Source organism: Mucilaginibacter sp. BGA-UO-ETr-C110, from assembly GCF_059567985.1.
This window is the reverse complement of record NZ_JCAQPB010000002.1, coordinates 2,007,479-2,031,626: the sequence shown is the minus strand read 5'-3', so window position 1 is coordinate 2,031,626 and position 24,148 is coordinate 2,007,479. Positions and strand designations below refer to the sequence as shown.

Below are 24,148 nucleotides of genomic sequence, written 5' to 3'. Positions count from 1 at the left end.
TGAAAATCCTATTTAAATAGCTTAAAGCCGTATTTTTCTTCCCTTTTTTTGAAAGCAGCTTTTCCGCCCTCAACTATATCCGCAATATGTTCCCGGATCCCCATTGATTTTAACAGATTTTTTTGTTCTTTGATCAGCGGAAACGTATTTTCAAGTGGCCCGTTGATATAATCAAACTGATATGAGCTTTCTGTTTCCACATCACCCTGACCTTGCTGATGTGCAATGATGACATTTTCAGCATCCGCGTTTACCACGATATTGGCATTATGCGTAACCAGGATGATTTGCCTTTCCAATTTCTTATTTTTTAGGTATTCAACCAGGTCAGTGGTAATAGATCGGTTATCAAGGTTATCTTCAGGCTGATCAATTAAGATCGGTGCCTTAGACTTGCTTAACCCGACGATCAGCATTAAAATGACGAAGCTCGCTTTACCTGTGGACATTTTACCTAGTTTATCCTTTTTATATTCGATTTGCCAGTAATCAAAAAGATAGTCTTCCAGCAGTGTTTTAGCAGCAACTTTAGGATGCATTTTACTAACTAGTGTATAATCCGATGTTTCCGCAATACCCTCAAACATTGTTTTTAGTTCTGTTAAAAGATCGTTCAAAACGTATGGGGTCAGAGAATCTAGCTTACTATCACAATTTTTATAAGCATTATAACTAGCGGTTCTGCCATCACTGAAAGCCAATACATTTTTGCGAAACTTAGGGAAATTAAATGCAGCAAAACCGGTTATTTTTAAGCCATCTTTTTCGAGGTCGACAGTACGCAGTTTTAACTTATCTATAACCGCAACATAACTTTGATAATTCTGCTCGTATAGCTGGAATATTTTTTCCTTCTCCTCAGCAAGCGCTTTTTGATTTTCAACGATTTCCTTATTCAACTGGTTAATGGATTGCATCGATTCTTTATCGTCGCCAACTGATTTTAACAGTACGTCAACCTGTTTTTTGATCTCCTCATTTTTCAAAAAGGGCTCCAGCTCCTGCTCAAGTGTAGTTCGGGCAGTATCAATAGCTGAAAAAGTTCCTGAAATGAGGCCAGATATTTTAAAGCGATTCTGACCATTCTCGTCTTTGACCAGTTCAAAGTCGGTCATGATTGCTTCAATTTCTTTAACCAGCGTATCAATAGCTTGATATTTAGTATCGAAGTAAGCTTTCAAATCGAGATTTTCCAATGAATTGCTCAATAATTGTTTTTTGTTTTTTAAGCTATTTGTCGTATTCAGTGCATCCTGATTAAAGTCGGTAATCTTTTTAAAATCATTATTAGCCGCTGTTCTGGATAATTTGTTCAATTCTAATTTGGTCTGCAAATCATTGTACTGGATGATTTGCTCTGGTGTCATACCAATGCTTTTATTGACTTCTTCGATCTTGGAAATATTGGCCAATATGTTTTTTTCTAAGATTTCTCGGTTGGTCTTCAACTTGAGTTGCGCTTCAAGCTGGTTAATACGCTCTTTGATCTCAAAGAAATTGTCAATCATTGCTTCCCGGTTACGATCATTTGCCCTCACTCGGGATAGAAATTCGTCATATATCGCCTGCGAGTCCCTGTCCTCATTGATCAGGTCCCGGATAATCTTGTTTAGCACGTTACCAGTTTTATTTTCCTCCGGTTCCGCCAGTTTGACCAGATAATTCTGAGGTATATATTTAATCTCCGGAATGATGCTGTTTTCGGTGGCATCCCGATACATAAGCTGTGAAAAGCCTCCACGCGTGCTGATTTCGAAATTAAATGATGGATCATCAGTCCTAAAATCATACTTATTATTAATATTCTCCTTCTTGAAGAATTCGCTGTCGGCTAACAAAGTTTTAGCAATGTTATACAACAGAATGGACTTACCAGACGATTTTCCACCGATAATTACATTTAAATTGTCATTCAGAAAAATTGGATCTGTCGGAAATTTATTATCTGCACAAATAAACCGAATATGATTTATGAGTAGTTTTTCTTCTTTAAAATCGGGCTGATCACTCTGAATCTTTACCCGATGGTCTGGTTCGTATAAAATTTGCTTCAACCCTTCGAATGTTGGAGCAGATTTTATCCAAAGGTTTTGTTTGACCGAATATTGTTCAATGTAGTGATTGTCTGAGCAAATAATTAACGGTAAATGCCTGTCGATTTTCTTTTTAAGAAAAGGAACAACATGCTCGTTATAACCAATACAATCAGCTTCTTTGCCCAGCTCAAATATATCCACAACTGAAGCAATGTCCTCTTTTTGGGCTATACCATGCGGTAATGAGTTCGTAATATTATCTATAGAATTATTTTTACTGCCTGCATGGATAGTAACGATCCCGCCCAATTCCTTAATCAGCTTAACCGTTTCTAAAAGATCACAATATACTTCATTGACTTTTTTGCCTTGACTTTCCATGCGGTGAATGTCCGTTTTACTTTCGATTTGCTTCCATATATACCCTAGATTTGCATTTTCAGGGAATATGGCTATAAAATGAACTGGATCAGTTCCACGTAACTCGGCCAAGAATTCAATGCCCGGTAAAACAGTGATCCCTTTAGCGACTCCTAGTTGTTGTAGCTCTGTAATGCGCACCACATCGATTACATGATGGTCAGTAATTGCAACAACTGAGATATGATGTTGACTTAGGCCATCTATTATTTGTTGATTGGTAATACTTTTATTGCTGTAGTCGTAAGAAGAAGGAGTGTGGAAATGTAAATCCCATTTGGCCCATTCAGATCCTTTATTATTCATTATAGCTTAGGTTGTAGTAAAGAAATTGGATAAAGTTTAATTGTGATCGAGCAAATTACAGAAACTTATCTAATAATTGAATTTCTGATTTAAAGTGTAGAATTTGATATGAAATCTATTGGAAATAAAACAGAAAAATCATCCTGGCTAATCAGCTAAACGTATAATGGTATTATAATTATTCTGGCCAAAACATATAGCAACGAGACTATATCAAACACTTTTTGAAATTGAATCGCTTTGACTTTTTACCAGTCTAACAATAGAGAATTCCTGTTTATATTGCCAATTCAAGCGAAGGCAGATCAGCATATTCAAATTTTTCAGTAGGATCAAGCAAAGCCTGGAATTCCTTGGTAATCGTAAAAGCGTCCATTTTTTCTGTTTCGAATTGCGTTGTCGCAATTTCCTGTATCCTCTCATCTGAAAGATCCCCCATCATCCATTCCCAGGCAAGTTCGTCACTCAAAATTGTTGGCATTCGCATTTTAGAATTGTGGACCTGTTGCATCAATTTATTAGCCGCTGTGGTCACAATGGCCAACGTATTCACGTGTTCACCGGTTTCTTTGTCGGTCCACGGCTGCCAGATCCCGGCCATATAAAAATAATCCTGCTCCTTGACATGAATATAATAGGGGTACTTATCCGCAACTTTGAGTGGCAAGCCCGTTTTCTTATTCAGGCGGGTAACATGTCGCCACTCAAAAAAACCGGTCGATAATACCAGGCACCTGCGTTTGCGGGCAGCGTCGGCAAAAATGGACTCCTTGGTTCCGGCCTCATTCATAAAAAGATTTTCAGCCTTTGCATTTTGTGTTGTATACCCCGTATGCCATTTACCCAGGGTATCTTTATACCCAGTACGGAATTTTTGCACCGCTTCCCGATTTTTGATATATCCGGGCAGAAATCCCCATTCCATTTGTACGATGTCAAAATTGTTCTGTTCCTCGTTGGGTAGCAATACGGCTATCGGCACATCGCTAAATCCCGAAATTACCCCTTTGTCCAGGAAATCATAATTTCGGATTGCTTTTTCGAGTTGTTTCAACTGGATGAACTCTGCTTTTGTCACTTTTTGACCGTTGTAATAACACATAGCTATTTCTTTTTGCTTCTGATGTAACCGGCAATCAATTTGCCAATCTGTTCTGCTTCGGGTTGCCTTCCCTCCGGGATGGAAGTCCAGAATTTGACTTCTTTCCTGTCCTCGCCAATGGTAATGGTCAGCGGTTTCCGATTATCTGAAAACTGGATATAAAATACCCGCCTTTCCTTGATCTCTGCCTCTTTTACCTTGGCGATTTTGCCCTCATATTCAATTTCAAAAGGCGGTTCAATTTCCCTCATTATTTAAAGTTACTAATTTTTAAATTTGATTGATAATGGATCTAATAGTCGGACAATACTACCGTATTCCTTGTGCGGAGGTCACTATGAATAGTGACGGCCTAACCTTTTATGTCCCTGTATTTGACCATTTACATGCTGATCCCCAGTTTGGTTTTCCTTCCAAGCATTTTCATATTGACGGACGGTTTGAGATGCATCCGCGGATGGCTCATGAATTTAGTGTTTCAGGCGGGTATACCGCCGCAGTGATCGTCCCCGAAAGCGGCGCTCCCTATAGATTTCAAAGAATTGAGTTTAAAGAACTAAAGTGCGTACGGCTGGATACCGGACTTGCAGTACCAAAATATCCTACTTTTGCCCAGCTATCCCAAGTCGAACAGTACAACCTATGGTATCGGGAATATATCGGAAAAGTATGCGCTGGCCGTAAATGCCCGCATTTTGGCACAGAGATGCTCGAAAAGGATGGTTTATTGGTTTGCCCTTTGCATAATCTGACTGCCGATCTAAAAACCTTAAGAATTATTGAACCAACTATTTAAGACGTTGTTCGCCAGCTATACTAGTCTTAATTTCAAGGGTGGGCGAGGGTCTACGGTTGCAATTTGCATTTCAGGATAATCTAAAACCACAGCATACCAAAGCACTGCATTGCTAAAAATAGCTAATGTTTCCGTTGCCCATTCTTCGGTTTCAAAGGCCAGCCACGTTCCATGGTCATCTCCAAAGAGATGTAGTTCCCCAACGGTTGGTGCAAAACCTTCATTTTCGAGGTTAAATACATGAACCCGAAGACTAGTTTCCTCATGTATGATGATATCATGATCCTGATCTGCTAATAAATAATAAGATGTGCTTAACATTCCTGGTATTCGATTCGAGCTATTTTGATTTCACACATACCGCGACGGGCTGTTTGCTTTTAACCGGCGCAGCGTGACTGTTGTTATTGCATTTACCTAAAGCTACATAAATAATGACGAAGATGACGATGGTTGACAAACAGCCGCCACCTAACTTTTTTGCACCCCAGGCAGCGATAATGGCTCGGAAAAATTTATTCATAATCGTTTTTAGGTTTTAACTATAATAAGATTCAATATGATCACAGATACTTTCCAACACCTCCTTACTTAAAGGCTTGCCGTAAATCTGTTTCCAATGGTCACCGTGTGCTACTTCAGCGATCACGACACCGTCTTTTTCTATACCAAATTTGTCCCCGTTTTCCGTGATGCGATAGTGATGTTCGACACCTGCGACAGTTTCGCTGTAAGGGAAACTATGCAATTCTTCCTCTGGTTCTATGAATGTTTAACAATGTTTATTGGAAATGGTTGTAATTGAAATATTTAACATTTAACGAGCATGATTTTCCTATGCGATCTTACCCACCTTTTCATATTCCTGGAACGATGCAAACTTAATCCTGTAATACCTGTTATATCCTGACGTTATTTTTAAGGTTAAAAAGAATATTGCATTCAAAATCTTTGGCTTATGACACATTTTGTTGTTAAATACCTCTGGCTTATCATGATTATCGCCGGAGTGTTTATCCGGCAGTGGATCAACCGCCGGGCATTCTATCGGCGAAATGCCGCAGGTGTTGAAGTGTTCAGTTCATATGGAAAGGCGACGGCTACCCGATTTGCCGAAAGAGTAGCAAAGCTGATTGGCTTTTTGTTAATTATTGTAGGAATATTTAAGTTTTTCTTATGGGTTTATTCCAATTAAAAAAGCCTCCGGAGAGGCTTTTTTAAGTATAGAAGATTATAAATATGCAGGTAGTATATCACACATATTTGCATATTACAATGCTATTTGGTTTTACATTTTTCAGGATCAGTAATAATCAATTCCGGCTTTCCTTTGTATTCGACTATGGTCCCCTCCACACTGATTGTTTTATCATTTATCTGACTGGCCAGGGGCTTTGCCTTTCCTTTGAATGCAACGATCAGTAACTGGTTTGGATAAGCCGCACCAAGGTTGACCAATACCATACTACCAATGTCCTTGCTGGTAAATACTTTGCCTTGTACGATGACCAGCTTACCCACCGAATTTTTAGCCTGCTCCAGTGTAATTGCTATTACTTTATCTATGGCTGGTGCTGCTGGAGTGGCGGAAACTCCCGTACTAACCGGGGTATCTTTAAACACTTTATTCAATACACCAGCCAGGCGGATACCAGCCTGTTCGATACGCTGGTGAATTACCGGTATGTAATGTTTGTAATAGACCTCGTCAATGTTTTTGCTCTTATCAACGTCGGCGTAAAGCTGGCTGCTGAGCTGATAACTTTCCCAAAGCCATTGCATGGGACTATCATTTTGCCATTGCTGTACCTGGATAGGAGTGGCGTTGTCGTATTGCTTCGCCATTTCGGTATCGCTCAGGCCTTCATGATCGATCAGTTTTCCATCCCAAAGACTATGCAGGTTAGTGCCCTTGTCATCGAAGCGAACCTGGATGGTGTTGCCGCCTTTATCTTCTTTCCGGCTGATATGCATTGGCTGGTGTGCGTCTCCGATTAAATGAATCAGGAATTTTAAGGCATCTTTTTTTTGTTCCATGCTTAACGTCTGATCCTTCAGATTGTCTTCCGCCTTTAAAATGGCAGTATACACATTGTCTCCAGGTTGTTTCCCTACAGCATCAACGAATTGCTCGTGTGTTAACCCTAAAGGCAGGTTTAGGAAATGCCAGGATGTGGTGTTTTTAAATTGCGGTTGGTTTTTGATCTCATCTGCCCAGGTACTGGCATCGATCATGTTTTCCCCTTTTAAATGGGCAAACACTACGTTTGCCGTATGCGTGTTCAAATGTTTTTCGGCGATAATTGCGATGGTGCGGTGACCTTTAACGCCCCATGAAATCAGGGTAATAGAAAGAATAGCGACGAAAATTAAGGATAGTTGTTTTAGTGGTTTATTCATAGTTAAATTAATACAAACGGGTATATTTTAAGCGTGGTAATATAAGATGATTCAGGAATAAATGTGGGCTAAATGTTATTTGATAGAAAAATCCTGCAGTATTTCTTTCCTGACCATATTGGCGTCATGTTCCATTTTTGAGTAGAGATCCTCATACTGAGAACACATATCAAAGACAGCTAATGCATATTCCCGATATAGGGCGTCCTGATCTCCGGACCGTGATTTCCGGATCTTGTCCATGATATCTTTGACTTTTAAATAAAGCTGCTGGGACCTGGCGTTGGATTCGATGACTTCAGAATTGGACATGGACACCCTAAAATACAGGTTGATCAGATTAAACTTCCAGTTTTCGGCTTTCAACTTATCCATGTACGTGTTTAACTTCACCATTTCTTTGTTTAAGAATTCCAGGCTGTACTCGCTTCTTGAATTGTTCCAGTTTTTCCAGTAACCGATGTTCTTTTTAATGACCGCCATCATCTCACCGGTCATATAATAGAAATTCTCTCCGATTTCCGTTTTCTTGGCCCGGTAAAGATTTCTCACTTCATGATTATATTTTCGTTTATCATTAAAGTAAGCGAAAATTCCAGTCATCATTTGCGTCTGTAATGCACCCACCATTCCAGAGAATGCACTAACTTCAATAAGTGTAGTGTTATCTGCCATTATTTATTACCTGATATACAAAGTTAATTAAAACTTAATATATATTGCTAATAATATTAGTATCAATAAGAAGGGAAATCAGAAATACTCACCAATAGTATAAAGAATGGAAAGAATAGTATATTTAAATAAAGTCCTTATTTATTTAAAACAGGAATTACCTGATAATAACCAGAATATCTCGGTCGTGAATGATCGTATCGTGTTAATGATTGATGAGCATTAGCCTTTTAATGATCAGTATAATAAATTACATGATGAGATATCAAGTAGCATCAACCGCCTTAGAAATAAAGAAACACCATTGAATTTCACTGTAAAAACAAGCGTTCAGTTGCGAGATTTTACAATTTAGGTTTCATTGTCAATATCAAAATTGTAAAATCTCAGATGTTCACTTTCAAGAGATCGTTTCTTGAAAAGAATCCTCTTGATTAAAACCAGCGTCAAGTAATTTTGTGTTAGAATACTATTCGTTTTGCGCAATGACTTTTCTCTGAAGACTAATAATCTCTTCATTTTTGTCATTGAGTACTTTCAATAAATCTATTTCTTTTTTCAACTCATCAATTTCTGCATTTAAAACTGATCTCAAGGGTTCGCTTTGTCCATAGAAATTAGAAAAAATGTTTTCATTAAGTAGAATACAAAAAATTGATAATCTTTCTGAGGGAATTTCTTTAGATGGATAAATCTTTTGGACTGTCTTAGGAGATATGTTGAGAGCTTGGGCTACGTCATCATCGGAGATTTTCTTTTCTCTTAATCGTTTTTGAATGTACCTCCCTATTTCAGTGAAATTATCCATTATCCAAAATTGAAGAAGTAAATTGAAAATTTAAGCCTATATAAATACCGATATTTGGGGTTTGTGTATCCAAAATTTGGAATGTTTGAATATTTTTATTATTATTGTATAATGAAATTTGATTAAAAAATCAGTCTAATACATTTACAGTAATCAAGAGTCTCGATCTACAACTCTGACAATTTCAATTCTGAACGAGACGATAGGCTTAATGCCCATAGTTATTTTTGTGCTATATTAGCATAGTTATAGCCGTGGGCTCTATCGTACCAATTCAGAAGGTGTCAGAGCCTGTAGATTTGGTTGGTAGGGTTCCGCGGCTATTTCACTATGGGATCTCTCATCACAGACTCATTATAAATGATGATGAGAATAACTTCAAGTATAAATGAGCGAATTAATTACAGAACTTTTTTAAAAAAAGAGGTTGTAGTTTTATACCTATTGTTTTCTTGCGATAAAATAGGGGTAGTTAATCATTATGCCTTGCAAAACCCTATTAAGAACGTAATCAAGTCGCCCACATAATTGCTCACGCGCCCGCCCGCACATATCAGTTAATAGTTAAACTGTGTGGCCGCGCGCGTTTTCTTTTTTGTTCAACTGGATATATCATCAATAACAATTCAGGAATTGTCATTATAAATGGGATCGGTTTTTAATTTGTGGGACTTTGCTACACGTACACCAGATCAGATTATCAGAGTTTTCTATAAACTCTATGATCAGGAGTCCGTCCGTGCAAAGTTATGGGAAGTATTCAGGGGATTTGCCGCTAATGACGAAAAGGGCCCATTGAACCTAACTGTTCAAGAAGAGGAAGTCGCCCTTTTATTGGATCAACTGATTGATCTGGTCGGCGCTATTCAAACATTACAAAACACGAAAACAGAAACATGTTTCTTTTGCGCGAAAGCTGATTCCATTCCATCCGGGGAGGCCTAATTCCCCATTAAATGCTTTTACTGATTTGTTAGTGCTAACCTGGTTGAACGGTTAACCTAATTATTTTACGATTAAACTTAAAAAAATGAAGCTGAAAATATGCTTCCTGGGGATACTATGTGCTTTTTTTGGGGTGATAGCGAAGGGAAATACTATTTATAATAACGCTGCTGATTTAGACAAAAGTGGTGCAGATGCTTTAAAAGTCGGGGATATGGTTCCTGACGTAAGAATAGCTGGAATAGCAAACTATAAAACCACCGAGGCTCATTTATCAGACTTCCGGGGTAAACTATTGATACTTGACTTTTGGGCAACCTGGTGTGCGCCTTGCCGTACGATGGTGCCAGTCATGAATTCCCTGCAACGCCAGTTCGGGGACAAAGTACAGTTCCTGCCGGTGACCTACGAGAGCGCCGTAGTTTCGGAACCGGTATTGGCTGCCTTGCGTCGTCCTGGCGACCCGATGTTCCCAGAAATAACCGGCGATCGTTTATTGGCCAAATTGTTCCCGCACCGGGAATTACCCCATTATGTGTGGATCGGCTCAGATGGTCGGGTCCGTGCATTTACTGAATTTAAGGAGGTGAATGAGCGAAATATCTCGGCAATGCTCCAAAGTGAAAAAACACTGCTGAAAGAGAAAATAGATTTTTCTATACCCTATGATCATACCAGGCCGTTGCTGGCTAATAGCAATGGGGGAGACGGGGCCTCTTTAAAATATCATTCGCTATTAACGGGATATATCCCAGGCCTGCATGGCGGAACGAGCGTTTCGGCCTATGATCCGATTAAGGGCCAGCTTTTCAGTGTACGTAATTCACCCCTGGTTTGGTTATACCGTTTGGCGTATGGCGATGGAACCACCTGGTACTCCGACTCGCGGATCAAATTGCTGACGAAGGATTCTTTACGGGTGGACTATCATCGTAACGGGCTGGGGTATATTGATTGGCTGAAAGCGGGGAATGGCTGGTGTTATGAACTGCTGGCGCCACCTGCTATGACCGGAAAAGCTTTTGCTTTCATGCGGGATGAACTTGGTCGACAATTCCCGCAATATCATGTCAGCGTCGAGGAATTAGAAACACCCTGCCTAGCCCTGGTGCGAACTTCCACGCTGGATAAGTTACGCACTAAAGGTGGAGAATACCGGGTAGACATTGGTCCGTTTTCATGCGAGCTGCAAAATGCGACGCTTAAACAATTGATGATGCGGCTGGATCAAATATACCTTCAAAATTCGCCCATTCCTGTTGTCGACCTCACTGGATATTCCGGACGGATAGATCTGCCGTTCAAGGCGAACCTGTCCAACGTACAATCCATTAATGCCGCCTTAAAAGCCTTTGACCTTGAGTTGGTTACCCGGCCGAGCAAGATACAGATGTTGGTGATTCGTGATGCTGTAACTGCTGAACAGAAACTTTAATGCCTAAACCTTTAACTATTGATGATGAAGTATTTATATTTTTTGTGTTGGACTATTTGTTTAGGATTTTCCGGAGTCGAAGCACAGGAGCGCAGCCATTTACGGGGCAAAGTTTTAACGGCTGATGGCAAAGCCTTAGCAGGAGCGACAATCGCGCTGCATCATGCGCCATTCCGGGCTTCGGCAGATGTCTTCGGTCGATTTGATCTCTACATACCTTCAGGGTCCTATACGATGTCCGTGTCTTTTGTGGGATATCAAACTAAAGAGTTATCACTTCGGTTGCCCATGAAAGATTCAGTGTTGGTTATCCTTATAAGTGGTACCGCAGAACTCCGGGAAGTTATTATCTCAACCGGATATCAGGACCTGCCAAAGGAACGGGCAACCGGGTCTTTCGCCAAGGTAGATAACACGTTGCTGAACCGGAGTGTGAGTACGGACGTCCTTTCCCGTCTCCGAGATGTTGTTCCTGGTCTGAGTTTTAATGCCGTAGGCACACAGATCAGCATCCGGGGGCAAAGTACCTTGTTTTCAAACGCCGATCCGCTGATCGTCGTAGATGGTTTTCCTTATAATGAACCCATAGGGAACTTGAACCCCAATGATGTAGAGAGTGTCAGCGTTTTGAAAGATGCCGCCGCCGCGTCAATTTGGGGTTCCAGGGCCGGTAACGGTGTAATTGTCATCACGACCAAAAAAGGAGCCTATAACCGGGACTTGCAGATATCCCTGAATGCGAATGTCACTATTGGTGCCCGGCCTGACCTGACTTACGGATCTAAAATGAATTCCGCTGATTATATCAGCATAGAAAGGAACCTGTTCAGCCAGGGGTATTTCATTGGACTGGAAGAGGCAGATGGCCATCCGCCATTGTCTCCCGTAACAGAACTCCTGATTGCGGCACGGGACGGAAAGCTGAGTGCCGCTGATGCCGACAGGCAGATCGGTCTTCTGGCGCAACACGATGTCCGAAAGGATTTCTCCAGGTACTTTTATCGCCGGAGCGTCAACCAGCAGTATGCCCTGAGCCTGAATGGCGGAACTGCCGGGCAACGCTACTTTTTCTCGGCGGGATGGGATAAGAACCTGGACTACCGGGTCGGGAACGGCCTTGATCGGTTGACCCTGAATGCATCTAATACCTGGAAAATGCTGCATGACCGTTTGGAACTAAGCACGGGAATCAACCTTATCCAGACAGCAACGGACCGCAATAGTCCAGACGCACTGACCTGGAACCGGGGCGCGCCTATTTACCCTTACGCAGCACTTGCTGATGGGCAAGGAAATGCATTAGCAGTTACCCATGATTACCGGGAGTCATTTTTACAGGAATCCAAAGATAAAGGCCTGGTCGACTGGGAATATCGCCCACTTGATGAGCTTCTGGACGGGAATAATCGCAATACACTTCGGGATTATCGGATAAATACGAGTATCAGCTACCGGTTGCCCGTAGGGTTTAAAGTACAAGTTCTTTACCAATATGACCGGGGCGATAATTCCGGACGCAATTTACAGGGGGGGGACACATATATAGCCCGTAACCTGATCAATAAATATACACAGGTGGATGAAGCGGGAAACCTCAGCCGGGCAGTTCCTTTGGGCGGGATACTTGACCTGGATAATAACACTTCCGTAAACCACGATCTGCGTGGACAATTGAATTATGACTATCGGTTAGGAAATAAACACGAACTATCCGCTATTGCTGGTTACGAGATCCAGTCTCTGCACGTACTGGGGGATACTTACCGTCTATACGGTTATGATGCGGAACATGCCACGGGTAAGGCGGTTGACGGCGTAACACTTTATAGTTATTATGATAACCCGAATGACGGGCAGCCGATCCCGATGAATATTTCGGAGGCCGATGCTACCGATCATTCCCGTTCCTATTATGCCAATGCAGCCTACACCTACGACGGCCGGCTAACCCTTTCGGGCAGCGCAAGGATGGATCAGTCTAACCTGTTCGGGGTAAAGACCAATCAGAAAGGTGTGCCGTTGTGGTCAGCAGGCGCTGCCTGGGATATTTCCCGGGAACGATTTTATCAGGTTGGTTGGCTGCCTTACCTGAAATTGAGGGCGACATTCGGGTATAACGGAAATATCAATAAAAGCCTTTCCGCCTATACCACAGCTAACTACAATGATGGCGGCAATTCACCAACCCGGCTTCCATATGCGCAGATCATCAATCCACCTAACCCTGAGCTGCGCTGGGAGCGTATCCGCAATATCAACCTGGGCCTTGATTTCGCCACCCAAGATCACCTCTTTTCAGGAAGCCTTGAGTATTTCTTCAAAAAGGGGATTGACCTGATTGGGAGTACGTCATACGCACCTTCCACCGGGGTAAATACCTTCACAGGTAATACCGCAGGCAGCCTTGGACATGGCCTGGATCTTAGCCTGGAAAGCAGGAACATTACCGGGAGTTTTAACTGGACGACGAATTTCCTGTTCAGTTACATTACTGACAATGTGACACAGTATAACCTGGCCTCCAACGCCGTCAGCTATCTCACCTATGGAAATTTTGGTTTTTACCCGTTGCAAGACCGACCGCTCTTCGCCATTTACAGTTACCCATGGGCAGGGCTCGATCCTAAGACAGGAGATCCCCAGGGATATCTGAATAACGCAGTCAGTAAGGATTATACTAAGATCCTTGCTTCGGCAACTCCTCAGAATATCATTTATAATGGGCCTTCCCGACCGGTGGTGTTTGGCGCGTTCCGGAATACTTTTTCCTATAAACAACTGAGCTTTTCCGCCAATATCAGTTATAAGCTGGGCTATTATTTTCGAAAACCCTCCGTCAGGTATGGCAATGATAACGGCTTAAGCCAACAAAGCGGTGATTATGCTTTGCGCTGGCAGCATCCGGGAGATGAGCAGCATACCTCAATCCCTTCGTTACCGGCAATATCCAGTGTGCAGCGGGATGATTTTTATACCTATTCGGCACTGCTGGTAGAAAAAGGAGACCACGTGCGGCTACAAGATGTTACCGCAACTTATACTTTTCCAAAAGGCAGCCTTAGCTTTCTGCAAAAAGGTAGTCTTCAGATTTACCTGTATGCAGCGAATCTCGGTATCATTTGGCGGGCTAATCACGCTCACCTGGATCCCGATTTCGCAACCAGTTATCCCATTCCACGGAGCGTTGCAGGAGGCATTCGTTTAACCTATTAACCATGACCAGGATGAAAAAAATAACAACATGTCTAATCATTTCACTTACTGTGCTATTGCTTGTCACCTGTAAAAAGGATTTTCTCGACAAAAAGCCGGATAAGGCACTGCTGGTACCCACTACGCTGGATGATTTCCGGGCACTACTGGATAACAATAAAGTTTTTAATCTGTCTCCGGGATTGGCCGGCATCGCTGATGGTGATACCTATACGACCGAAGCGGGCTGGAAAGCTTTTAATACGGATGGGGAACGTAACAGCTATATTTGGGCCGCAGATATTTTTGGAAATGCGACTAATGCGGATTGGAATACACCGTTTCAACAGGTATTTTATGCGAATATCGTGTTGGACGGCTTAAGGGACCTTAACAGTTCCAAAGATAGTCCGGCAGAACGAAACACGGTAGAAGGAACAGCTTTTTTTCACCGGGGTTATGCCTTCTTTAACCTGGTTCAATTATTTGCGGATCCCTATCAGGCGGGTACCGCCGCAGTGAAAGAGGGGATACCTATCCGGCTCAGTTCGGATGTCACTCAAAAGGTTTCCCGGAAAAACCTTCAGGAAAGTTACGATCAGCTGATAGCAGATCTCAAGCGAGCCAGATTACTGCTACCTGAGCATACTACATATCTGACCAGACCGGATGTCGCATCTGCATATGCTTTGTTAGCGCGGGTATATCTGTCGATGGGAAATTATAACCAGGCAGCACTTTACGCGGATTCCTGCCTGCAATTGCATCCCGGGTTAATTGATTATAATTCGCTGAGCACCACAGCAACACGACCGTTTCCTGCGGCGTTGTCCGCAGGAAACGCGGAAATGATCTTCTATTCGGCACCAATTCCCTATTCCTACAGCATATCGGCCGCCGTATCGATGTCCGATACCCTGCTTTATCGTTCCTATGCGGCAAACGATCTTCGAAAAGTAATCTTCTTCCGGATTCAGCCCGACGGATCTTACCGGTTTAAGGGGAATTATGCCGGCTCCTTGTACTTCTTTGCAGGTCCGGCTAGCGATGAACTGTATCTGATCAGGGCCGAATGCCGTGCCAGGGCCGGTAATACCACAGGAGCGATGGCAGATCTGAATACGTTGCTGAGTAAGCGATGGAAAAGGGGAACTTTTCAGCCATTTGTAGCCGGTGATGCAGAATCAGCCTTACGGATGATCATCACAGAACGGCGTAAGGAACTAACGGGAAGGACCTTGCGGTGGTACGACTTGCGGCGTCTCAATCTAGATCCCCGTTTCGCGATAACCTTAACAAGGAGTATCAATGGGCAGACTTATACACTGGAACCTGGTAGTAAGCGCTATACCTATCCGATCGCACAGGATGAACTTAAATTCAACAATTGGAAGCAAAATGAACGGTAACAATTTCACAAACAAAAACAGCCGGTCTGGTGAGACCGGCTGTATTAACCCGAACAAGTGTTTAGTTGCTGAAGATACCCAATTCGATATTGCTTTCAGGAACAGTACCTGGATGCGCATCGTGCGCCTGGTCATTAGGATTGACATCTGCCGGGAATTGCGCTGTACAAGTTTTTGGATCCTCTGTACAAAGATAGGATTGGCCGGTCACTTCGGTGTACGAGCCGTCTGCCTCTTTACCCCAGGTCCGGTTCAATTGTTGGTGCAGGTTAGCAGTAGCGAACGCAGAACCCAAACCCAATACCATGGCGAAAAGGGACAGTTTTACTTTTAGATTATTCATGATGCAGAACGCTTTTTTGCTAAAAAACGAACGAAAAACTTTAGGTAATAAAATGAGCCTACTCTGTTCGCAGGTTTTCGGCTTCCCCTGTGTAATATTTCAGTCCGGTCCCTGGAGTGTGGACCGAAGGTGTTTTTTGCTGATGGATCAAAATAGCGGTCACGTTAATGATAATAAATACCCAGTTGAATGCCAGGTGTGATGGCCAGGACATATGGCTGAGGATACCACCGCAGGAGCAGGGTACCCGTTCCCAGAAATGGAGCATGACCAAAGAAATGTAGGCGGTGAATGCAACCAGAAGACCTAGGGATAAATAAAGTCCGATCAATAGAGTACGTCGAAAAAAGAGCAATATGCTGGTTAAGATTTCAATAGCAGGGAGACCGTATAACAATGGTTCGTCAAGCCAGCCCGGAAAGGTTTGGTTATGCAATTGTAGCCGGAATTTCGAAAAATCGAGCAGCTTGCTGGTCGCTGCGTAGATATATAGAAGGACCAGCAGGGCACATAAAATGGATTTGATAATTGTTTTCATGTTTTGGCAATTGATTGACACAAAGTAAAGCGCCTGACAAATGCCAAAACAGTATGAATTAGGTACTATACCCTTTTTAAGGATTGAAATGATGGATGCGGAATACGAATTTTTACCGGAACTTTTTCTAAGAACGCCCTATTATAGCTTTGCGAGGTATGATATGGAAAGGTTGTCTGAAATTATTGATGATCAGGTATTTAGGAATGCAATTTGGTTAGCCAGCCCCGGCTTCTACAGGCAATTAGAGCGGAAGGATTTTGATTTTAATGGTTTGTTGGCAAAAGAGAAAAACACACTGTATAAATATTATAACCGCATGTGTTTCCGGCCGACTCCATTTGGGAGTTTTGCTTCGTTCACTAACCTGAAATGGGGGAGCGGGGCAACCGTGCATCTGGAAAATGATGAACAGGTGTTTTTGCATCTGCATCCGGACCAGGGCTTAATTGCCCGATTGAATGCCGATGTAAAGGACGACGGGGATAACGTACTCCTGACAAGGAACCCAACCTTGTATCGTTTTGGTAATGAATTCCGATTTATCAAGTCCATTCCTGATCCAAAAGGAAAATATCACTTTACGGTTAATGCGCTGAAGGCGGAACCTTTTTACCAAAAGGTTATAAGCCTGTTTAATAAAGACGGGTATTTTCCAATGGGACGGCTCCGCGAGTCGATCCAGCATCTTCTGAGCGGGACCACCGATGAAGCAGAGGAGTATGTAATATACCTGGTAACAGAGCAGATCCTTTTTAAACCAGAGACGGGAAAAATCATTTACCCTGGTGAAAAAAAAGAAATAGGCGCACATACCCTTGGTTTGGAAGCATGGTGGGAGAAAGCAAGACAAAATCCGGTCAAGTCGGTTGGACTGCTTTCCAAGCTTTCGGATACGATAAAACTACATTTGACGGATGGTGCAGATGCATCAGAACAATTATTTTACGCCGCGCTCGAAAGACCGTATCAATCCGGGGGGCCGGGTTTGGATGATCAGGAAGATATAAAATTGGGTATAAGAGCACTGCAACTTTTATCAGTACCGGGAAAGTCAACTACCCTGAAGCAATTTATAACCCAGTTTTCCGCCAAGTTCGATTTGGAGAAAGTGCCTTTACTGAGGGCATTGGATCCCGACACAGGCATTAATTACAGTAACCTCATGGCGGGCTCCGAAAATAACGAATTGCTTAACGACATCCGGTTTCCCGCGGAGGAGAGTTTGCTCACAACTCACGAGTGGACTACGCTACACCGGGCCTTGTTTAAAATCTGGATGAGCAGCGATCGCGATTATTACACTCCATTAAACCTGAAAGAAAGTGAACTGGCAGAACTGGATAAAACAGACCATAATTCAAATTCCCCTACGATAACGGTCATGTATCGAAAAACCGAAAATGGATTAGTGATTGAACATGCTGGTGGGATTACAGCGACAGCTTTAATCGGGCGCTTTTCCATTTTTAGTACGCAAACCCATGAACTTAGCCAGCGAATCGCCAATGAGGAAGCTTTGTCGAATGCGGGAGTTGTTTTCGCGGATATCGCTCAACTAACGGATCAGCATGTAGATAATATCAACCGGCGAAAACAGATCTATCCTTATGAAATCCCCATTAATGTTTATTCCTCGTTAGCCTACGAGGCGCAGATCAGGCCTGAAGATTTGTACCTATCGGTTCGGGGTGGTGAATTGATTTTGGAATCGAAACGCTTAAATAAGCGGGTGATACCAAGATTAGCGACGATGTATAATTATCACCTTAATGCCTTAGCTATTTTCCGTTTGCTGGGTGACTTGCAGTACCAGGGATTGAAAAGTAGCCTTTCTCTGGATCTCGAACAGTTTTTCCCGGATTTAGACTTTTATCCCCGGGTTTGTATCGGGCATGTCATCCTGTGCTGTGCCAAATGGAAATTTTCGATGAGCCAGTTAGCGACCTTGCAGGAAGGTCATGAACCTGATCCTTTCAGACAGGTCCGGGAATTCCGAACACGTTACCAATTGCCTCAACGGATCAGTATCGGTCATGGCGATCAGCAATTGGTATTTGACCTGGGCAACCGGGACGAGGCCGGATTTTTTTTAACGTGTATCAGCGGATTAAAACAGGTGATGATACAGGAATATTTTCTGGCAGATCGGACGGTAAAAGTAGGGAGCAGGCCTATGGCTGGGCAGTATGTGGCCTTTATGAAACATGGACAACGTGTTTTTGCCATGCCTGCCAACAGTAATTTTAATGACCATCGTCAGGCCACCCGTGACTTTCCATTGGGATCGGAATGGGTTTACCTTAAGATCTATTGCACACCCGAATCCGCCGATCAGATCCTGGTTAATACCCTTCGCCCATTTCTGATCAAAAATCAAAAACAGCTTAAAAAATGGTTCTTTATCCGCTATAATGAGCATGGCTATCACCTGAGGGTTCGGTTAAATACCGAGGGAGGTCATCTCGGAACCTTACTTACCGGTCTTAGAAAACAGCTGGATGCTACCGGGCAAAAGCGGCTGATCAAGGAATTGCAGGGGGACACTTATCGGCGGGAGTTAGAACGATATGGAACCGACATGATGATGCCAGTTGAACAGTATTTTGAAGCGAGCAGCAATTTTGTTTTGAAGATGCTGCATGAAAGGGGAAAAGAGGAGTTTTATTTAACAGAGTTTGAGGCTGGTTTTTTTACTGCATTTAATTTGATCAATTGTTTCCTGGCGGAGCAGGTGGACACCAGGATATTTACGGGTAACATGGCGGAAAGCTTTCTATCCGGATATAAAACAGATAAAACGTTGCGAAAGGATATGGATAGCAAATACAGGGAAATAAAAGGCGGGCTGACGGATTTGGTGGAACGCCCATTAGCACAAACGCTTACCAGGGAGCTTGAAAAGGCATTTAAAAACCTGGTTGATCAGACTAAAATTATCGCAAAGGCGATGATCGCTAAAACCGATGAAGAAAAGAGCAAGTTAATCGCTGACCTGATCCATATGCATTTGAATCGCAACTTTAAATCGAATCAGCGGCAACAAGAGTTGTTAATATATTATTGTTTACATAAATATATCGGTTCAAAGATAGCCAGGTCCGGTCGGTAAATTTATTCGGATTGATCATAACGGCTACCAGAAAAAGAGGTGTTCATTTTTTGATGAAAGTCCTTACGGTATACGCGCCCTATAGGCAATTTGGCTTGATCAGACATATTTACCTGACCATATTCTACGGTATGTATAAAATGATGATTAACGATATAGGATTTATGAATCCTTAGAAAGGATGAAATGGGAAGCTTATTCAAAATTTCGCTCAATCCCATGTATGTCGTAATCTTTTGTTCTTTGACATAAATATCAATATAGTTTTGTGAAGCAACGACATATTTGATCTCCGGAATTTGGATACGGATAAACTTGTTTTTGATCCCTCCTTTGACAAATAAGAATGGTTCCTCGGGTATAGATGTGCTAATGGGTACAGGCAAATGATTCCTGACTTTTTGAATAGCTTTTAGAAAACGCTCATAACTAATAGGTTTTAATAAATAGTCAGTCGCCTGTTTTTCGAAGGCATCGACCGCGTATTCCCGATAGGAAGTCGTGAAAATAACAGCGGTGTAGTTATTGATCAAACCGGCAAATTCAAGTCCGGAGAGTTCCGGCATATCCACGTCAAGAAAGGTGATGTTTGGCGGGATACCTGATGAAATTTCTTCCAATGCTTTTAACGGATTTGTTGATGATCCCATCAACTCCAACCCGTTAGTTTTGGAAATAAAATCACTTAAAATTTCAATGGCATGGAATTCATCGTCACATATATAGCAGGTCAGATTCATAAAATAACATTTAAAGTTGTTTCGAAAAAGTCATCCTGGTCAAGCAAAGTCAAGGAATAACGGTTAGGATACGTAAAATCCATCCGAGTTCTGATATTTTGTATCCCGATTTGGCTATTACGTTGAAATTCGCTTACTGATTTTTTAAGATTACGGATATAATAAGAAAGCTCGCCTTGTTCATTAACCTGTATCCGGAGTAATGCAGGACTCTGTTCTACCTTTAGATTGCCGTGTTTGAACAGATTTTCGGTAAGCGTAAACAGGATTAATGGTAAGATCCGGTAATTTTGCAGGTCATCGGATATCTCCGTTTTTAAAAACAGCGGCTCATCATATCGTTGACGGTTAAGTTCAATCAGGTTTTGTATTTGTTCTACTTCATTCTCCAGTAATGTTTTATTGTCCGGGCCAGCGGCCTCCAAACTATATCGCATCATATCCGATAATAATAAAACACTGCGCGAGGCATCTGGTGAATGTTTATACACACTGTTGTAAATGAAGTTCAAAGCGTTAAACAGCATGTGTGGGTTAATTTGTTGCTGAAGGTAAGCGTTTCGAGTTTCTGATAGACGGATCTCAGCAGTAGATTTTTCCTGTTTGGCGATTAACTCCTGTTTTTCTGATTCCAACAACTGCTTCCTATAAAAAGCGATATGGCCCGCGACCCAATAGAATGACGCCAGAGTTGCATAATATCCTGTTCTGTAAAATGTAGAAATCAGGAACTTTTGTAGTTCTTTAAATTGATCCGTAAAATTAAAATGTAAATGATAATAAGCAGTAGAAAACAAAAACTTAACGCTTAATATGCCGATAAAAAGCAACGCCAGGAATAAAATGCCTTTTGCGTATTTCTTACCACTAAAAATGGTATTTAGAACCCCGATAAAAAAGTAAAAAAATAAGATGTTAATGGAATAATAAAAAACATAAACCATGGGTGATTCTAATACAGTGCCCGAAAAATAAAGAAAACTTAGTTCATAAAAAATGAATACCAGCCAGCAAATAATATGGACAAAAATTGTTCTCGTAGATGGATTATATATTTTCCGGATTTGAATTTTCATAGCTCAATGGTCGTTGAAATAGCTAATTCGGTCGTTTAAATAAAAAATAATTTCAAATAGCTCTTTAACATTAATTTAATTAAAAAATAAACATTATGATTATCAAAAGCAACAAACCAACAAAAGAAAAAACGAAATCAATCGTACATTTTATTGGAATTTCAAGTACGCTAGTGGATACGCCAACTGAACCAACGACCATTACGACGATTACCACATCACATCTATTGAAAAAATAATCTGTGGCATCAACGCACTTCTTTTAAAATAAAAATTATGTTGCGAGACGAGTTGAAGAGGATAAAAAGCCTGGTCAATGATTTGACGTTAACTGAGCCGGAACGAAACACGTTTACCTTAGTTGATAGGCCAATGATACTACAGGCCATCTGCAAAGTATGTGAACAGGTGAAGGAGGCTTGGTTAAATGCCTACTTTTCAGAATCTCCCGATCACAGTCTGCAACGTTATTTTTATTTCCATTTAGAGGGTATCAGTCAACTTTCTGATACCCTTTTTCAATCAACCCAACATGATGAGCATTTTCATCTGGATCAGGAGATCTTGGTGGAAATCAATGATCAGTTGTTGGGCCTGATCACCCATTTAAAAGAGAATCATGGCCGTTTTTTTAATATGCAACAATATGCGCCTATAATTTGGTGGAGAAAGGAGCTAAAAGAAAACGCCGTCGTGACAGGTTTATTAATTGAAAGAATAGGCAATGCTGTTTTGCCGGTTGAACAAAGTTCATCGATCAATTCTTATTTGCAGGAAATGAGGACCGCAGGCCTTGAGGGATGTTATTCGTTTCACGCCTTAGATTACTACGGACGACTAGTCAGGAAGCTGGTTGAGTTCCTGGAAAGGGAAGCCTATGATGAATGCCGGCTAAATCAATTTTTAACCAATTTAAATTTCAATCATCTGCCATATATTGATTACCGTTTTGATCAGATCCGAAACCAATTGCATTTTCTGGATACTTCGCAGGATAAAATCCGGTTGTTGTTAGATGAGCGGAATCAACTGAAACTTATTACCGGCTACGAAAATTCCTTATGTCATACCCAGTTTCCCTCCATCGTAGTTATGCTTGATAAATGGTTATGTGAGCAGATTATTTATGTGGAAGAGCAACATCGTTTCGAACCCGAAAAAGGAACAAACACTACCCCTTTTAAATTGACACTCAACCTTTCCGTCGCGCAGATTGCCTGCCTGCTACGGGTTTTATATGAAGCCGAATGTTTCGGAAGCACTTCATTACATGATGTCTTCAAATTTGTGACCCAACACATCAGCTCTAAAAAACAGGCAGTGATCTCGATGGGAGGCCTCACCAAGGAATATTATAGTACCACGCAGGTAACCGGCGGAAAAATGATCCTTCTATTTCAACGATTAATCACTATCCTCAAACGTATCTTCTTCCCCCTGCTGGTTGTAGCAAGTGTAATATCTGGTGTTTAATCAGGAACTTGGTTAATTCACCCAACCAGGTATAACTAAAATCATCTTTACTGAACAGATCTTCGGGCCTGGCGTTAATGACATCCTGCATGGTCTGGTATCCCATTTTACCCGATTTCTTCGAAAATTCCTCGCTTAATCCGAGCTCATGAATCGGTTGGTTGAGTAAGATCTGTACGTCCATAGCTGAAATAATTTCGATAACTGGTCTTTAAAAGTCGCTATATAAAGATAATAAAAATCTGAAAATAGCGCATATATGCGTCGTTAAATATTACATATATGCCTCATTTTCGATATTGTGATAGAAATCGAAAGTGCGGCCGTTAGTAAAGTCTTTGGAGAAAGGCTGAGGCAACAACGCACTTTAAAAAAACTAACACAATTAGAATTAGCCATTCTGGCAAATATCCCACCATCGCAGGTCGGTAGAATAGAAAGAGGGACCGGTAATCCAACCCTCAGAACGATGTTTGCATTGTCCAAATCCTTAGCTATTTCGGTAACTTCTTTATTGGATCCCTATTAATACTCCACTTGTTCTATCCTTTTGTATTCGATTCCGGGCATTAACTGCTGTTTTATCGTCGACCAGTACGACAGCATTTGCTGATGGTAAAAGATTAATCCAATGTTTTCGATGGTTTTTATCTTGTCAGTTAAATTTTATAAATATTAATTTAATGTAAATTAATATTTATATCAGTGTATCATTATTGAATAATATTACGTTCCTACTATTTTACAACCCCAAATCTTAACACAATGATTAAAGCTGTTGCCCTAGACAAGCCTTTAATAATTGACCTGTTAACACGGTCATTTCAAAAAAACAAAAGTGTAAACTATATTGTCAGATATAGCAGGATACCAGAAAGAGGCATATATGCCCTAATGGATTATTCTTTTGAAGTATGCCTTCGTTATGGTGAAGTGTGGATAGCGGACAATCGTAAAGCTTGCGCGTTAATTCTCTTTCCTCACCTTAAGCGTACCACTTTAAAATCAATCTTTTTAGATATTAAACTCATTGTACAGGCAATCGGCCTAAGGGGCATATCAAATGCATTATCCCGGGAAGCTAAAATCAAAGCCATTCAACCTAAGATACCTATGGCTTATCTTTGGTTTATCGGAGTTGACCCGGAGCACCAGCATCAGGGCACCGGTACTGAACTTTTGAAAGAGATCCAGGCGGAAGCCGGCGGGAAAAACCTGCCCGTATACCTGGAGACTTCGACGCAACAGAATATACCCTGGTATGAAAGACATGGTTTTGTGATTTACAGTGAGCTCCAACTGGACTATACGCTGTTTTTTCTAAAACATCCACCGAATTAAA

The 24,148-nt window shown here is 41.6% G+C and carries 23 protein-coding genes; 10 read left to right on the top strand and 13 right to left on the bottom strand.

The annotated features are described in order from the left end of the window. Positions 1 to 8 precede the first annotated feature (8 nt). From AC57BQ_RS09510 to AC57BQ_RS09500, 3 genes are all read right to left on the bottom strand, one after another. Positions 9 to 2,762, bottom strand: a complete 2,754-nt coding sequence (locus AC57BQ_RS09510) for a TrlF family AAA-like ATPase (protein WP_496406042.1) — start codon at positions 2,760 to 2,762, stop codon at positions 9 to 11. A 277-nt stretch (positions 2,763 to 3,039) separates the two neighbouring features. After that, positions 3,040 to 3,864 carry an SOS response-associated peptidase gene (locus tag AC57BQ_RS09505; RefSeq protein WP_496406041.1) on the bottom strand — a complete coding sequence of 275 codons (825 nt, stop codon included), beginning with the start codon at positions 3,862 to 3,864 and terminating at the stop codon, positions 3,040 to 3,042. A 2-nt stretch (positions 3,865 to 3,866) separates the two neighbouring features. Continuing rightward, positions 3,867 to 4,115, bottom strand: a complete 249-nt coding sequence (locus AC57BQ_RS09500; RefSeq protein ID WP_496406040.1) for a hypothetical protein — start codon at positions 4,113 to 4,115, stop codon at positions 3,867 to 3,869. A 35-nt stretch (positions 4,116 to 4,150) separates the two neighbouring features. On the opposite strand from AC57BQ_RS09500, the gene AC57BQ_RS09495 reads away from it, so the two are divergent. After that, positions 4,151 to 4,660, top strand: a complete 510-nt coding sequence (locus tag AC57BQ_RS09495; protein WP_496406039.1) for a Rieske (2Fe-2S) protein — start codon at positions 4,151 to 4,153, stop codon at positions 4,658 to 4,660. Positions 4,661 to 4,675: 15 nt separating this feature from the next. Here the strand turns inward: AC57BQ_RS09495 and AC57BQ_RS09490 are convergent, their stop codons facing one another. Together AC57BQ_RS09490 and AC57BQ_RS09485 are read right to left on the bottom strand one after the other, a co-directional pair. Beyond that, entirely contained in the window at positions 4,676 to 4,981 is a 306-nt protein-coding gene (locus tag AC57BQ_RS09490) for a hypothetical protein (protein ID WP_496406038.1), read from the bottom strand. A gap of 19 nt (positions 4,982 to 5,000) precedes the next feature. Further along, on the bottom strand, positions 5,001 to 5,183 hold the full coding sequence (locus AC57BQ_RS09485; RefSeq protein WP_496406037.1) for a hypothetical protein: 183 nt from the start codon (positions 5,181 to 5,183) through the stop codon (positions 5,001 to 5,003). 435 nt (positions 5,184 to 5,618) lie between these two features. Here AC57BQ_RS09485 and AC57BQ_RS09480 point away from each other — a divergent pair, with 435 nt between their 5' ends. Then, on the top strand, positions 5,619 to 5,855 hold the full coding sequence (locus AC57BQ_RS09480; protein ID WP_496406036.1) for a molybdenum ABC transporter permease: 237 nt from the start codon (positions 5,619 to 5,621) through the stop codon (positions 5,853 to 5,855). Between the two features lie 83 nt (positions 5,856 to 5,938). On the opposite strand, the gene AC57BQ_RS09475 is transcribed toward AC57BQ_RS09480, so the two are convergent. The 3 genes from AC57BQ_RS09475 to AC57BQ_RS09465 all read right to left on the bottom strand — a co-directional run bounded on the left by AC57BQ_RS09475 (position 5,939) and on the right by AC57BQ_RS09465 (position 8,543). Then, positions 5,939 to 7,060 (bottom strand): S1/P1 nuclease, encoded by a 1,122-nt coding sequence (locus tag AC57BQ_RS09475; protein ID WP_496406035.1) that lies wholly within the window; start codon positions 7,058 to 7,060, stop codon positions 5,939 to 5,941. A gap of 75 nt (positions 7,061 to 7,135) precedes the next feature. Beyond that, positions 7,136 to 7,735, bottom strand: a complete 600-nt coding sequence (locus AC57BQ_RS09470) for a hypothetical protein (protein ID WP_496406034.1) — start codon at positions 7,733 to 7,735, stop codon at positions 7,136 to 7,138. A 469-nt stretch (positions 7,736 to 8,204) separates the two neighbouring features. After that, the gene (locus AC57BQ_RS09465; protein WP_496406033.1) at positions 8,205 to 8,543 is read right to left on the bottom strand and encodes a helix-turn-helix domain-containing protein; all 339 of its coding nucleotides are present in this window, start codon (positions 8,541 to 8,543) and stop codon (positions 8,205 to 8,207) included. A gap of 645 nt (positions 8,544 to 9,188) precedes the next feature. Between AC57BQ_RS09465 and AC57BQ_RS09460 the strand changes: the two genes are divergently transcribed. The 4 genes from AC57BQ_RS09460 to AC57BQ_RS09445 all read left to right on the top strand — a co-directional run bounded on the left by AC57BQ_RS09460 (position 9,189) and on the right by AC57BQ_RS09445 (position 15,524). Next, a complete protein-coding gene (locus AC57BQ_RS09460) occupies positions 9,189 to 9,488 on the top strand; it encodes a hypothetical protein (RefSeq protein WP_496406032.1) in 300 nt (99 codons plus the stop codon). A gap of 85 nt (positions 9,489 to 9,573) precedes the next feature. Beyond that, positions 9,574 to 10,923, top strand: a complete 1,350-nt coding sequence (locus AC57BQ_RS09455; protein ID WP_496406031.1) for a TlpA family protein disulfide reductase — start codon at positions 9,574 to 9,576, stop codon at positions 10,921 to 10,923. A 21-nt stretch (positions 10,924 to 10,944) separates the two neighbouring features. Next, entirely contained in the window at positions 10,945 to 14,136 is a 3,192-nt protein-coding gene (locus tag AC57BQ_RS09450; protein ID WP_496406030.1) for a SusC/RagA family TonB-linked outer membrane protein, read from the top strand. 11 nt (positions 14,137 to 14,147) lie between these two features. Next, positions 14,148 to 15,524: a RagB/SusD family nutrient uptake outer membrane protein gene (locus tag AC57BQ_RS09445; protein WP_496406029.1), complete on the top strand. Its 1,377-nt coding sequence runs from the start codon at positions 14,148 to 14,150 to the stop codon at positions 15,522 to 15,524. 61 nt (positions 15,525 to 15,585) lie between these two features. Here the strand turns inward: AC57BQ_RS09445 and AC57BQ_RS09440 are convergent, their stop codons facing one another. Together AC57BQ_RS09440 and AC57BQ_RS09435 are read right to left on the bottom strand one after the other, a co-directional pair. Beyond that, positions 15,586 to 15,867 (bottom strand): DUF6520 family protein, encoded by a 282-nt coding sequence (locus AC57BQ_RS09440; protein ID WP_496406028.1) that lies wholly within the window; start codon positions 15,865 to 15,867, stop codon positions 15,586 to 15,588. Between the two features lie 58 nt (positions 15,868 to 15,925). After that, the gene (locus tag AC57BQ_RS09435; protein ID WP_496406027.1) at positions 15,926 to 16,405 is read right to left on the bottom strand and encodes a MauE/DoxX family redox-associated membrane protein; all 480 of its coding nucleotides are present in this window, start codon (positions 16,403 to 16,405) and stop codon (positions 15,926 to 15,928) included. Positions 16,406 to 16,445: 40 nt separating this feature from the next. On the opposite strand from AC57BQ_RS09435, the gene AC57BQ_RS09430 reads away from it, so the two are divergent. After that, on the top strand, positions 16,446 to 19,517 hold the full coding sequence (locus tag AC57BQ_RS09430; protein ID WP_496406026.1) for a lantibiotic dehydratase: 3,072 nt from the start codon (positions 16,446 to 16,448) through the stop codon (positions 19,515 to 19,517). Between the two features lie 2 nt (positions 19,518 to 19,519). On the opposite strand, the gene AC57BQ_RS09425 is transcribed toward AC57BQ_RS09430, so the two are convergent. Together AC57BQ_RS09425 and AC57BQ_RS09420 are read right to left on the bottom strand one after the other, a co-directional pair. Beyond that, a complete protein-coding gene (locus AC57BQ_RS09425; protein ID WP_496406025.1) occupies positions 19,520 to 20,257 on the bottom strand; it encodes a LytR/AlgR family response regulator transcription factor in 738 nt (245 codons plus the stop codon). Further along, positions 20,254 to 20,892 carry a sensor histidine kinase gene (locus AC57BQ_RS09420; protein ID WP_496406024.1) on the bottom strand — a complete coding sequence of 213 codons (639 nt, stop codon included), beginning with the start codon at positions 20,890 to 20,892 and terminating at the stop codon, positions 20,254 to 20,256. Before AC57BQ_RS09420 ends, AC57BQ_RS09425 begins: the two co-directional genes overlap by 4 nt. Positions 20,893 to 21,624: 732 nt before the next feature. Between AC57BQ_RS09420 and AC57BQ_RS09415 the strand changes: the two genes are divergently transcribed. Next, a complete protein-coding gene (locus tag AC57BQ_RS09415; RefSeq protein WP_496406023.1) occupies positions 21,625 to 22,806 on the top strand; it encodes a hypothetical protein in 1,182 nt (393 codons plus the stop codon). On the opposite strand, the gene AC57BQ_RS09410 is transcribed toward AC57BQ_RS09415, so the two are convergent. Next, positions 22,751 to 22,990 carry a hypothetical protein gene (locus tag AC57BQ_RS09410; protein ID WP_496406022.1) on the bottom strand — a complete coding sequence of 80 codons (240 nt, stop codon included), beginning with the start codon at positions 22,988 to 22,990 and terminating at the stop codon, positions 22,751 to 22,753. The genes AC57BQ_RS09415 and AC57BQ_RS09410 overlap by 56 nt on opposite strands. A 117-nt stretch (positions 22,991 to 23,107) precedes the next feature. Between AC57BQ_RS09410 and AC57BQ_RS09405 the strand changes: the two genes are divergently transcribed. After that, on the top strand, positions 23,108 to 23,335 hold the full coding sequence (locus AC57BQ_RS09405) for a helix-turn-helix domain-containing protein (protein WP_496406021.1): 228 nt from the start codon (positions 23,108 to 23,110) through the stop codon (positions 23,333 to 23,335). A 236-nt stretch (positions 23,336 to 23,571) separates the two neighbouring features. Beyond that, the gene (locus AC57BQ_RS09400; RefSeq protein WP_496406020.1) at positions 23,572 to 24,147 is read left to right on the top strand and encodes a GNAT family N-acetyltransferase; all 576 of its coding nucleotides are present in this window, start codon (positions 23,572 to 23,574) and stop codon (positions 24,145 to 24,147) included. Position 24,148 lies beyond the last annotated feature (1 nt).

Excerpts from the sequence above, each read along its gene's own strand:
- AC57BQ_RS09500 (WP_496406040.1), bottom strand. The coding sequence starts at position 4,115 with ATGAGGGAAATTGAACCGCCTTTTGAAATTGAATATGAGGGCAAAATC.
- AC57BQ_RS09410 (WP_496406022.1), bottom strand. The coding sequence starts at position 22,990 with ATGGACGTACAGATCTTACTCAACCAACCGATTCATGAGCTCGGATTA.
- AC57BQ_RS09425 (WP_496406025.1), bottom strand. The coding sequence starts at position 20,257 with ATGAATCTGACCTGCTATATATGTGACGATGAATTCCATGCCATTGAA.
- AC57BQ_RS09510 (WP_496406042.1), bottom strand. The coding sequence starts at position 2,762 with ATGAATAATAAAGGATCTGAATGGGCCAAATGGGATTTACATTTCCAC.
- AC57BQ_RS09450 (WP_496406030.1), top strand. The coding sequence starts at position 10,945 with ATGATGAAGTATTTATATTTTTTGTGTTGGACTATTTGTTTAGGATTT.
- AC57BQ_RS09475 (WP_496406035.1), bottom strand. The coding sequence starts at position 7,060 with ATGAATAAACCACTAAAACAACTATCCTTAATTTTCGTCGCTATTCTT.
- AC57BQ_RS09455 (WP_496406031.1), top strand. The coding sequence starts at position 9,574 with ATGAAGCTGAAAATATGCTTCCTGGGGATACTATGTGCTTTTTTTGGG.
- AC57BQ_RS09465 (WP_496406033.1), bottom strand. The coding sequence starts at position 8,543 with ATGGATAATTTCACTGAAATAGGGAGGTACATTCAAAAACGATTAAGA.
- AC57BQ_RS09485 (WP_496406037.1), bottom strand. The coding sequence starts at position 5,183 with ATGAATAAATTTTTCCGAGCCATTATCGCTGCCTGGGGTGCAAAAAAG.
- AC57BQ_RS09460 (WP_496406032.1), top strand. The coding sequence starts at position 9,189 with ATGGGATCGGTTTTTAATTTGTGGGACTTTGCTACACGTACACCAGAT.
- AC57BQ_RS09490 (WP_496406038.1), bottom strand. The coding sequence starts at position 4,981 with ATGTTAAGCACATCTTATTATTTATTAGCAGATCAGGATCATGATATC.
- AC57BQ_RS09495 (WP_496406039.1), top strand. The coding sequence starts at position 4,151 with ATGGATCTAATAGTCGGACAATACTACCGTATTCCTTGTGCGGAGGTC.
- AC57BQ_RS09505 (WP_496406041.1), bottom strand. The coding sequence starts at position 3,864 with ATGTGTTATTACAACGGTCAAAAAGTGACAAAAGCAGAGTTCATCCAG.
- AC57BQ_RS09440 (WP_496406028.1), bottom strand. The coding sequence starts at position 15,867 with ATGAATAATCTAAAAGTAAAACTGTCCCTTTTCGCCATGGTATTGGGT.
- AC57BQ_RS09445 (WP_496406029.1), top strand. The coding sequence starts at position 14,148 with ATGAAAAAAATAACAACATGTCTAATCATTTCACTTACTGTGCTATTG.
- AC57BQ_RS09480 (WP_496406036.1), top strand. The coding sequence starts at position 5,619 with ATGACACATTTTGTTGTTAAATACCTCTGGCTTATCATGATTATCGCC.
- AC57BQ_RS09430 (WP_496406026.1), top strand. The coding sequence starts at position 16,446 with ATGCCAAAACAGTATGAATTAGGTACTATACCCTTTTTAAGGATTGAA.
- AC57BQ_RS09470 (WP_496406034.1), bottom strand. The coding sequence starts at position 7,735 with ATGGCAGATAACACTACACTTATTGAAGTTAGTGCATTCTCTGGAATG.
- AC57BQ_RS09435 (WP_496406027.1), bottom strand. The coding sequence starts at position 16,405 with ATGAAAACAATTATCAAATCCATTTTATGTGCCCTGCTGGTCCTTCTA.
- AC57BQ_RS09400 (WP_496406020.1), top strand. The coding sequence starts at position 23,572 with ATGATTAAAGCTGTTGCCCTAGACAAGCCTTTAATAATTGACCTGTTA.